This window comes from Jongsikchunia kroppenstedtii DSM 45133, assembly GCF_000380485.1.
Classification (GTDB): domain Bacteria; phylum Actinomycetota; class Actinomycetes; order Mycobacteriales; family Mycobacteriaceae; genus Jongsikchunia; species Jongsikchunia kroppenstedtii.
This window is the reverse complement of the sequence record NZ_AQYG01000019.1, coordinates 1-9,186: the sequence shown is the minus strand read 5'-3', so window position 1 is coordinate 9,186 and position 9,186 is coordinate 1. Positions and strand designations below refer to the sequence as shown.

General features: G+C 66.3%; 9 protein-coding genes and 2 tRNA genes. 3 read left to right on the top strand and 8 right to left on the bottom strand.

What is annotated here, in order from left to right; all coding sequences use genetic code 11:
* The 3 genes from G341_RS0100355 to leuC all read right to left on the bottom strand — a co-directional run.
* A partial coding sequence (locus G341_RS0100355) for an HU family DNA-binding protein (RefSeq protein WP_018177120.1) occupies nt 1-434 on the bottom strand: 434 nt, incomplete at its 3' end.
* Nucleotides 435-644: 210 nt separating this feature from the next.
* On the bottom strand, nt 645-1,244 hold the full coding sequence (leuD, locus tag G341_RS0100350; RefSeq protein WP_018177119.1) for a 3-isopropylmalate dehydratase small subunit: 600 nt from the start codon (nt 1,242-1,244) through the stop codon (nt 645-647).
* 55 nt (nt 1,245-1,299) lie between these two features.
* Nucleotides 1,300-2,724 carry a 3-isopropylmalate dehydratase large subunit gene (gene leuC, locus G341_RS0100345; protein ID WP_043449940.1) on the bottom strand — a complete coding sequence of 475 codons (1,425 nt, stop codon included), beginning with the start codon at nt 2,722-2,724 and terminating at the stop codon, nt 1,300-1,302.
* Nucleotides 2,725-2,854: 130 nt separating this feature from the next.
* Between leuC and G341_RS0100340 the strand changes: the two genes are divergently transcribed.
* Nucleotides 2,855-3,574 carry an IclR family transcriptional regulator gene (locus G341_RS0100340; RefSeq protein ID WP_043449935.1) on the top strand — a complete coding sequence of 240 codons (720 nt, stop codon included), beginning with the start codon at nt 2,855-2,857 and terminating at the stop codon, nt 3,572-3,574.
* A 56-nt stretch (nt 3,575-3,630) separates the two neighbouring features.
* A complete protein-coding gene (locus G341_RS0100335) occupies nt 3,631-4,149 on the top strand; it encodes a pyridoxamine 5'-phosphate oxidase family protein (RefSeq protein ID WP_018177116.1) in 519 nt (172 codons plus the stop codon).
* Nucleotides 4,150-4,309: 160 nt separating this feature from the next.
* On the opposite strand, the gene G341_RS0100330 is transcribed toward G341_RS0100335, so the two are convergent.
* The 5 genes from G341_RS0100330 to G341_RS0100310 all read right to left on the bottom strand — a co-directional run bounded on the left by G341_RS0100330 (nt 4,310) and on the right by G341_RS0100310 (nt 7,700).
* Nucleotides 4,310-4,382, bottom strand: a tRNA-Glu gene (locus G341_RS0100330).
* A 57-nt stretch (nt 4,383-4,439) separates the two neighbouring features.
* Nucleotides 4,440-4,511: transfer RNA gene (locus G341_RS0100325), tRNA-Gln, on the bottom strand.
* A gap of 88 nt (nt 4,512-4,599) precedes the next feature.
* Nucleotides 4,600-6,066 (bottom strand): glutamate--tRNA ligase, encoded by a 1,467-nt coding sequence (gene gltX, locus G341_RS0100320; protein WP_018177115.1) that lies wholly within the window; start codon nt 6,064-6,066, stop codon nt 4,600-4,602.
* A gap of 13 nt (nt 6,067-6,079) precedes the next feature.
* Nucleotides 6,080-6,919, bottom strand: coding sequence for an alpha/beta fold hydrolase (locus tag G341_RS0100315; RefSeq protein ID WP_018177114.1), 840 nt, complete (start codon nt 6,917-6,919; stop codon nt 6,080-6,082).
* Between the two features lie 7 nt (nt 6,920-6,926).
* Nucleotides 6,927-7,700: a fumarylacetoacetate hydrolase family protein gene (locus G341_RS0100310; protein ID WP_018177113.1), complete on the bottom strand. Its 774-nt coding sequence runs from the start codon at nt 7,698-7,700 to the stop codon at nt 6,927-6,929.
* Nucleotides 7,701-7,804: 104 nt separating this feature from the next.
* On the opposite strand from G341_RS0100310, the gene G341_RS0100305 reads away from it, so the two are divergent.
* Nucleotides 7,805-9,022 (top strand): MFS transporter, encoded by a 1,218-nt coding sequence (locus G341_RS0100305; protein ID WP_018177112.1) that lies wholly within the window; start codon nt 7,805-7,807, stop codon nt 9,020-9,022.
* Nucleotides 9,023-9,186 lie beyond the last annotated feature (164 nt).

The window sequence follows — 9,186 nt, the reverse complement described above, 5'->3', positions numbered from 1 at the left end:
GCGGTCTTCTTGGCCGGGGCCTTCTTGGCTGCGGTCTTCTTGGCCGGAGCCTTCTTGGCTGCAGTCTTCTTGGCCGCAGTCTTCTTGGCAGCGGCCTTCTTCACCGGAGCAGCGGTGCTGCCGCGCTTCACGGCCGGGCCCGAAGCCGCAAGCTTCTGCTTGCCGGAAACCACGGCCTTGAACTGAGCGCCCGGACGGAATGCCGGCACCGACGTCGGGCGGACCTTGACGGTCTCACCGGTGCGCGGGTTACGCGCGACCCGAGCGGCACGACGGCGCTTCTCGAATACACCGAAGCCGGTGATCGTAACGCTCTCACCCTTATTCACGGCGCGAACGATGGTGTCGACGATATGCTCGACGGCCTCGGTGGCCGTCCGGCGATCGGTCCCCAACTTCTTAGTCAGTTCCTCGATCAGCTCTGCCTTGTTCATGGGTTCAACCTCCGCAAACTGGTGACCCACCTTGGGCCAACTATGGATACGGTAAACGTCAAATCCACATACGTCCATTTTCTGCACGAAATTCTTTCGGCGTGGCGGAAGTTCGGCACGCAAAGAGATCTCGCACAGTTCCCGATTCGGTCCATTCCATTGTCCGATAACGGGTTAAGTCAGGCCGCCGATGCGGCCCGGAACGACTGTTCAGTCGGCCGCCGCGGTGGTGACCGGCTTCCATTGCGGGCGAGTCGATTCGAACTCGGAAATCGCCTCTACCTGGCGCAATGTGAGACCGATGTCGTCCAGGCCCTCCAATAGACGCCAGCGCGTGTAGTCATCAATCGCGAAGCGCACCACCAGATCACCGGCCGTCACCGTCCGATCCTCAAGGCTCACCGTCAGTTCCAGGCCGGGCTGCTCCTCCATCCGCTTCCACAGCAGCTCCACATCGGACTGCTCCACCTGCGCTGCGACCAGACCGGCCTTGCCCGAGTTGCCGCGGAAGATGTCGGCGAAGCGCGACGAGATCACCACGCGGAAGCCGTAATCCAGCAATGCCCAGACGGCGTGCTCACGCGACGAGCCGGTGCCGAAATCGGGGCCGGCGACCAGCACCGAACCGCGATCGTAGGGCGGAACGTTGAGGATGAACTCCGGATCGCCGCGCCAGCTGGCGAAGAGTCCGTCCTCGAATCCGGTGCGTGTCACCCGCTTGAGGTACACGGCCGGAATGATCTGGTCGGTGTCGACATTGCTGCGACGCAACGGCACTCCGATACCGGTGTGGCTGATGAACGGTTCCATGGAAACTCCTTCGAAAGTTCTGTGGACGGAACGTGAGTCGGGCGGTTATCTCGACTCAGTCCAGATCGGCGGGCGCGGCGAGGCGGCCGCGGATCGCGGTGGCGGCGGCGACGGCCGGCGAAACCAGATGCGTCCGACCGCCTTTGCCCTGCCGTCCCTCGAAATTGCGGTTGGAGGTGGACGCGCATCGCTCACCCGGGGCCAACTGATCTGGATTCATTCCAAGACACATCGAGCAGCCGGCCTGACGCCACTGCGCCCCTGCCTCCGTGAAGATCTCGCCCAGCCCCTCGTCATCGGCCTGCTGACGCACTCGCATCGAGCCGGGCACGATCAGCATCCGCATCCCGTCGGCGACCTTGCGGCCCTTCAGAACCTCGGCAACCGCCCGCAGATCCTCGATCCGGCCGTTGGTGCACGATCCGACGAAGACGGCGTCGACCGTCACATCGCGCAGCGGCATTCCCGGCGCCAGATCCATGTAGCCGAGCGCCTTCTCGGCCGCGGCCGCCTCCTCGGCATCGGAGATCTGTGCCGGATCGGGCACCGTCGCCGACAGCGGCGCGCCCTGGCCCGGGTTGGTGCCCCAGGTGACGAACGGCGACAGCGTCGAGGCGTCGATATGCACCTCGGCGTCGAACTGCGCGTCCGGATCGGTGCGCAGCGAATCCCAATAGGTAACGGCCGCATCCCAATCGGCACCCTTCGGGGCGTGCTGACGGCCGTGGAGGAAGTCGTAGGTCGTCTGATCGGGGGCGATCATTCCGGCGCGAGCGCCGGCCTCGATCGACATGTTGCAGATGGTCATTCGCGCTTCCATCGACAGCTTCTCGATGGCCGATCCCCGGTATTCCAGGACATATCCCTGGCCGCCGCCGGTGCCGATCTTCGCGATGATCGCGAGAATCAGGTCCTTACTGGTGACACCCGGAGGCAATTCGCCGTCCACATTGATCGCCATGGTCTTGAACGGACGCAGCGAAAGCGTCTGGGTGGCAAGAACATGTTCGACCTCGGACGTGCCGATACCCATCGCCAGGGCGCCGAACGCGCCGTGGGTCGAGGTATGCGAATCGCCGCAGACGACCGTGGTTCCCGGCTGCGTCAGCCCGAGCTGCGGACCCACGACGTGCACGATGCCCTGTTCCTTATTGCCCATCGGATACAGGCGGACGCCGAATTCTTCGCAATTCTTTCGCAGAGTTTCAACCTGCGTCCGCGACACCGGATCGGCGATCGGCTTGTCGGTGTCGATCGTCGGCACATTGTGATCCTCGGTGGCGATTGTCAGATCGGTGCGCCGCACTGGCCGGCCGGCGAGCCGCAGTCCGTCGAAGGCTTGCGGGCTGGTCACCTCGTGCACCAGATGGAGGTCGATGTAGATCAGGTCGGGAGTGCGCGCCGCGCCCTCCCCCTCACCGGGCACGACGACGTGATCGCGCCATACCTTCTCGGCCAACGTCAACGGCTGCTCTGACATCGCACTCACCTAATTCATGCATGGACCGCGCCGCGGCCACGTCAAAACGGACCGCTCGCCGCCCCAGGGCTGTTGGGACAATCGGCGCAGATACTGGCAATCTCAGGATTCGGGACGCTAGTATCGGCGTGTGAGAAATGATAGCGCACCGACGGGGTCCAGCGGAATCGGTGTCCTCGACAAATCGGTGAGCGTGCTGCGCGCGGTCGCACACGGCCCGTGCACCCTCAATGAACTGTGCGAACGCACCGGACTGCCGCGCGCTACCGCGCATCGGCTGGCGGCCGGACTCGAGATCCACCGACTGCTCGCCCGCGACACCGCCGGCCAGTGGCGGCCCGGTCCCGCCCTCGCCGAACTCGGAGCCGGCGCGGCCGATGCGGTGCGCGACGCCGCGATGACGGTCCTGCCGCGGTTGCGCGAGATCACCGGGGAAAGCGTGCAGCTGTACCGCCGCGAAGGCACCGAGCGCGTCTGCATCGCAGCGGTCGAGCCCCCGTCCGGGCTGCGCGATACCGTTCCGATCGGCTCCCGGCTGCCGATGACCGCCGGCAGTGGCGCGAAGGTGCTGCTCGCCTGGGCCGACCCGGCGACCGCCCGAATCATCCTGGCCGACAGCGATTTCACCGACCGGACGCTGCTCGAGGTGCGGCGGCGCGGCTGGGCGCAGAGCGCCGGCGAGCGCGAGTCCGGCGTCGCCAGCATCTCGGCCCCGGTCCGCGACGGCGCGGGCAAGGTCGTCGCGGCGATCTCGGTGTCCGGCCCGATCGACCGGATCGGCCGCCGACCCGGCGCGCGGTGGGCCGCCGACCTGCTGGCCGCGGCCGACGCCATCCACAAACGGCTGTAACCGACGACGGCCGCACCGGGGCACTCAGTAATTTCGGTCACTGTAATGTCAGCCACATGGGCACCAATCAGCGCACTCAGATCGTGATGAGCGACGACGAGATCGACTCGTTCATCACCCGCAGCCGCACCGCCACCCTGGCCACCGTCTCCGCCACGGGAGTCCCGCACCTGGTGGCGATGTGGTACGCCGTCCTTCCCGGCGCCGACGGCCGGCCCGAGATCTGGTTCGAGACGAAGGCCAAGTCGCAGAAGGTCGTCAATCTCCGCCGGAACCCGGTCTGCACCGCCATGATCGAGGACGGCCTGACCTATAACACGCTGCGCGGCATCGCAATCGAGGGTCACGCCGAGATCGTCGAGGATCCCGACACCCTGCTGCGCGTCGGCATCAGTGTGTGGGAACGCTACAACGGCGAGTACACCGCAGAGATGCGGCCGTTCGTCGACCAGATGATGAACAAGCGAATCGCGGTGCGGATCGTCGCCGACCGGACCCGATCATGGGATCACCGCAAACTCGGGCTTCCGGAAATGCCGGTCGCCGGCAGCACCGCCCAGTATCTGTCGGAGTAGACCGACGAGTGCGATGACGGAATGTCGCGGATGACGTCGATCGGCGCCAAACCCGGTGCGCGGCTCGTCAACTCACCGACCTGCGCTCCCCGAGCGTCGATCGGTCCCGCCATAACGAACAAGGCTCCCGGTCTCATCGACCGGGAGCCTTGTTTCGCTGTAGCCCCGACGGGATTCGAACCCGCGCTACCGCCTTGAGAGGGCGGCGTCCTAGGCCGCTAGACGACGGGGCCAAGAACTTGCTGTGCCAGCGTAGCTGGCTGGAGTGCGCGGACCAAACCGCGTTCTCGCTGGCCTACCAGGACTCGAACCTAGAATGGCGGTACCAGAAACCGCTGTGTTGCCAATTACACCATAGGCCAATACGGAGTTTGAGCTTCCGGCGAACCGGCTGCTCAAGCGCCGGACGATAGACTACCAAACAGAGCGGCCCGGACAGCAATCGCCAGGTCAGACCAGGTTTTCTCGCGCCTGACCCAGCCGCGCCAACGTGGTGTCCCGGCCCAGGAGTTCCAACGACTCGTACAGCGGCGGGCTGATGTGCGATCCCGTCACGGCCACCCGGATCGGCCCGAACGCCTTGCGGGGCTTGAGCTCCAGGCCGTCGACCAACGCCGTCTTGAGGGCCGCCTCGATCGCCGGCGTGGTCCACTCCCCCAACGCCTCCAGTGCCGCGATCGCCGCATCGAGCACCGGCGCCGCGTCGGCACCCAGGTTCTTCCGCGCCGCCGCCTCGTCGACGGCGAAATCGGCCTCGTCGACGTACAGGAATGCGATCAGGCCCCAGGCCTCGCCGAGTACCTGGATACGGGTCTGCACCAGGTCGGCCACCACGGCGAACTGGGCGTCGTCGATCTGGTCCGCCGACAACCTGCCCGTGGCGACCAGATACTGCTTGAGGCGAGCAGCGAAATCGGCCGGCTCGAGGCGACGGATGTGCTCGGCGTTGATCGCCTGCGCCTTCTTTTCGTCGAATCGTGCCGGGTTCGAATTGACCTGTCGCACATCGAAAGCCGTGATCATCTCGTCGAGCGTGAAGACGTCCTGATCGGCCGACAGGCTCCAGCCCAGCAGCGCCAGATAGTTGAGCAGGCCCTCTGGAATGAATCCGTTGTCGCGGTGCGCGAAGAGACTCGACTCCGGGTCGCGCTTGGACAGCTTCTTGTTGCCCTGCCCCATCACGAACGGCAGGTGGCCGAACTGCGGTGTGGCCTTGGCGATTCCGATCCGCGTCAGCGCCTCGTACAGCGCGATCTGCCGCGGCGTCGACGACAGCAGGTCCTCGCCGCGCAGCACATGCGTGATCTCCATCAGCGCATCGTCGGTCGGATTGACCAAGGTGTACAACGGATCTCCGTTGCCGCGGGTGAGCGCGAAGTCGGGGACGTCGCCGGCCTTGATGGTGGTCTCGCCGCGCACCAGGTCGTCCCACGTGATGTCGTGATCCGGCATCCGCAGGCGTACCACGGCATTTCGGCCCTCCGCCCGATAGGCGGCGCGCTGCTCCTCGGTCAGGTCCCGATCGAAATTGTCGTAGCCGAGCTTCGGGTTGCGACCGGCGGCGACGTGACGCGCCTCGACCTCCTCCGGCGTGGAGAACGCCTCGTACGCCTCCCCTGCCTCGAGCAGCTTGCGGACGACGTCCAGGTGCAGATCCCGGCGCTCCGACTGGCGGTACGGCCCGAACGGCCCGCCGACCTCCGGCCCCTCGTCCCAGTCGAGCCCCAGCCAGCGCAGCGCGTCCAGGATCGCGGCATACGATTCCTCGCTGTCCCGCGCGGCGTCGGTGTCCTCGATGCGGAACACGAAGGTGCCCCCGGTGTGACGCGCATGCGCGAAGTTGAACAGCGCGGTACGGATCAGCCCGACGTGGGGCGTTCCAGTCGGCGACGGGCAGAAACGGACGCGAACAGTCATGCCGCCAAGGCTATTACTTCACCGTTCGGTCGAGGAATTCGACCAGCAGCTTGTTGACCTCGGCCGGCTGCTCCAGGTAGCCGTAATGACCCGCATCGGCGACCTCGCGGTATTCGGCACCCCTGATGGCGGCGCCCACTTCCCTGGCCAGGTACACCGGCAGCGTCCGGTCGTCGGCGAACCCGATGACCAGCGTGGGCGTGGTCACGCCGGACAGCCGGGCGAGCTGGTCGGGCTCGTCGATATGCAGATCGAGCTGAGCGCGTACGCCGGGCGTGAGAGCCTGTCCGGAGAATTCGATGATGTCGAGCCAGTCGCGGGCCGAGCTCTCGTCCGCGAGCGTCTTCGGCGACAGGTTCAGATGCGCGGTGATGGCCGCGAAATAGCGGTCCGGCAGCGTGATCTTCTTGTCGTACAGCTCCCGCTCGCCAGCCGAAATCGCTTGCTGCATCACGGTCGGGCGGGCGTAGGTTGCCATCAGCACCGCCGCCTTCACCAGGTCGGGCCGCGACAGCAGCAGCCCCTGCGTGATCCGTCCGCCCAAAGAAGTCCCGACCACCGCGACCGGGCCCACGCCGAGATGTTCGATGACCGCCGCGGTATCGGCGACCATGTCATCGACCGAGAACCCGTCGACGCATTCGGATGTCGGCGCGATCCCGCGATTGTCGAAGGTCACCACCCGGTAGCCGGCCCGAACCAATGCGGGCACCTGGTTCGCGTGCCACACCCGGCCCGGGCTGCCGGTGCCCATCACCATCACGACCGCCGGACCCGTACCGCCGGAGTCGTCGACATTGATCTGGATTCCGTTGAGGTCAATGAGTTTCGCGTTGCCGCGTGCCATCGTCATTCCGGAGTCACTTCCTGTCCGCGACCGGATTGGTCAATGTGCCAATGCCTTCGACCGTCACGCTCACCTGCTGGCCGGCAGACATCGGGCCGATGCCCTCCGGTGTGCCGGTGAGGATCACGTCGCCCGGCAGCAGCGTCATGATGCGGGAGATCCATTCCACGATCGCGCCCACATCGTGCAGCATCAGGCTGGTGCGGCTGCGCTGCTTCACCTCACCGTCCAGCTCGGTACGGATCTCCAGATCGCTTGGATCCAAGGAGGTCTCGATCCACGGGCCGAGCGGGCAGAACGTGTCATAGCCCTTGCCGCGGGTCCACTGGACGTCGGCGGCCTGCTGATCGCGCGCGGTCACATCGTTGGCGACGGTATAGCCGAGGATCACATCCTTCGCCTTGGCCGCCGCGACGTCACGGCAGGGCTGACCGATGACGACGGCCAGCTCGCCCTCGAAATCGACCCGGTCCGAACTCGGCGGCCGCAGGATCGGCGCCTGCGGACCGATGATCGAGGTATTCGGCTTGATGAAGATCACCGGCTCTTCCGGTGGCGCTCCGCCCATTTCGGCAGCATGTGCGGCGTAGTTCTTGCCGATGCAGACCACCTTGCTCGCCAGGATCGGCGCCAGCAGCCGCACGTCGGCCAGCGGCCATTGGCGGCCGGTGAACGTCGGCGTGCCGAAGGGATGTTCGGCGATCTCACGGGTGACGGCGGTATCCCCATCGCCCTCGATGCTGACGAAGGCGACTCCGTCCGGACTGGCAATTCGACCCAAACGCATGCGCACAAGCCTATCCCAGGGTTCGAGACGCCAATTGACTGGTCACCCCGGTCAAGTACTAATATTTGGGCGTCAGTTCTTAGTATTTGAGACGGGAGTGTGCGATGCCCGAACCGTCGGTGGCCCACCGCTGGATCATGCTGATCAGCTCGCTGCTCGCGGCGATGGCGACCGCCGTCGTCGTCAACGGCATCGCCTTCCTCATCCCCGAGCTGCATCGGGGCGGCATGGCCCTGGCCACCGCGTCCACCCTGGCCGCCCTCCCCACCGTCGGCCTGATGATCGCGATCATCCCGTGGGGTGTGCTGATCGACCGCTACGGCGAGCGGACCATCCTGCTGACGTCACTGGGATTCACGACCGTCCTGGCCGGATCCACCTATGCGGCAAGCCTTTCCCATGCCGGGTACGGCGTCATCGGCGCCTGTGCGCTGCTGACCGGGCTGGCGTCGGCCGCCACCAACGGCGCCAGCGGGCGACTGGTCGTCGGCTGGTTCCCGCCCACGCAGCGCGGGACGGCCATGGGCGCCCGGCAGATGGCGCAACCGCTGGGCGTCGCGGTCTGCGCGCTGACCATGCCGGTGCTGGCCGAGAAGTACGGCATCGCAGCGGGTTTCGCGGTCCCGATGGTCGTCGCGGCCATCGCCCTGGTCGCGGTCGCCGTCACCATCGTCGACCCGCCGCGACACCCCGCACCGAAGACCGCCACCGACAGACGAGACCAGAACCCTTATCGCCGTGGGTCGTTCCTGCCCCGCGTGCACGGCGTCAGCGTGCTGCTGGTGGTGCCGCAGGGTTTGCTGTGGACCTTCGTGCCGACCTGGCTGATGGTGGCGCATCACTGGTCGGCCGCCAGCGCCGGAATCCTGGTCACCGCGACCCAGCTGCTGGGTGCCGCGGCTCGGCTGGCGTCCGGTCGCTGGTCGGATGTGTGGGGCTCGCGGATGAAGCCCATCCGGGTGATCGCCGGCGCCGCGGCGATCGCCTGCGCGCTACTGGCGCTGCTGGATTGGGTGAACACGCCGCTCGCCGTGGTGGTGATGATGGTCGCGTCGATCATCACCGTCACCGACAACGGCCTGGCCTTCACGGCGGTCGCCGAATACGCGGGCGCGCACTGGAGCGGACGCGCCCTGGCCATCCAGAACACCAGTCAATACCTGGCAATGTCGGCGACCACCCCGATGTTCGGCGCGCTGATCGCGGCCACCGGGTTTCCCGCCGCGTTCATCGTCGCGGCGACCCTGCCCCTGATCGCCATCCCGCTGGTCCCCCGCGACCAGGCGCACCGCGAGCCCGAACCGGTCTCGACGGCCGACTGACCGCCGAGCGGACACTCACGTTCGCCGAGTGGACCGTCAGGTTCATCGAGTGGACCGTGAAACGCATTGAGCGGACATTCGATTGATCGAATGCCCGCTCAATGCAAACAGTTGTCCACTCGGCGCGCGTAAATGTCCACTCGGCGCGCGTAAATGTCCACTCG

Coding starts and splice junctions, on each gene's coding strand:
- gltX (WP_018177115.1), bottom strand. CDS start 6,066: ATGACTGTTCGCGTCCGTTTCTGCCCGTCGCCGACTGGAACGCCCCAC.
- leuC (WP_043449940.1), bottom strand. CDS start 2,724: ATGTCAGAGCAGCCGTTGACGTTGGCCGAGAAGGTATGGCGCGATCAC.
- leuD (WP_018177119.1), bottom strand. CDS start 1,244: ATGGAACCGTTCATCAGCCACACCGGTATCGGAGTGCCGTTGCGTCGC.
- G341_RS0100335 (WP_018177116.1), top strand. CDS start 3,631: ATGGGCACCAATCAGCGCACTCAGATCGTGATGAGCGACGACGAGATC.
- G341_RS0100305 (WP_018177112.1), top strand. CDS start 7,805: ATGCCCGAACCGTCGGTGGCCCACCGCTGGATCATGCTGATCAGCTCG.
- G341_RS0100310 (WP_018177113.1), bottom strand. CDS start 7,700: ATGCGTTTGGGTCGAATTGCCAGTCCGGACGGAGTCGCCTTCGTCAGC.
- G341_RS0100315 (WP_018177114.1), bottom strand. CDS start 6,919: ATGACGATGGCACGCGGCAACGCGAAACTCATTGACCTCAACGGAATC.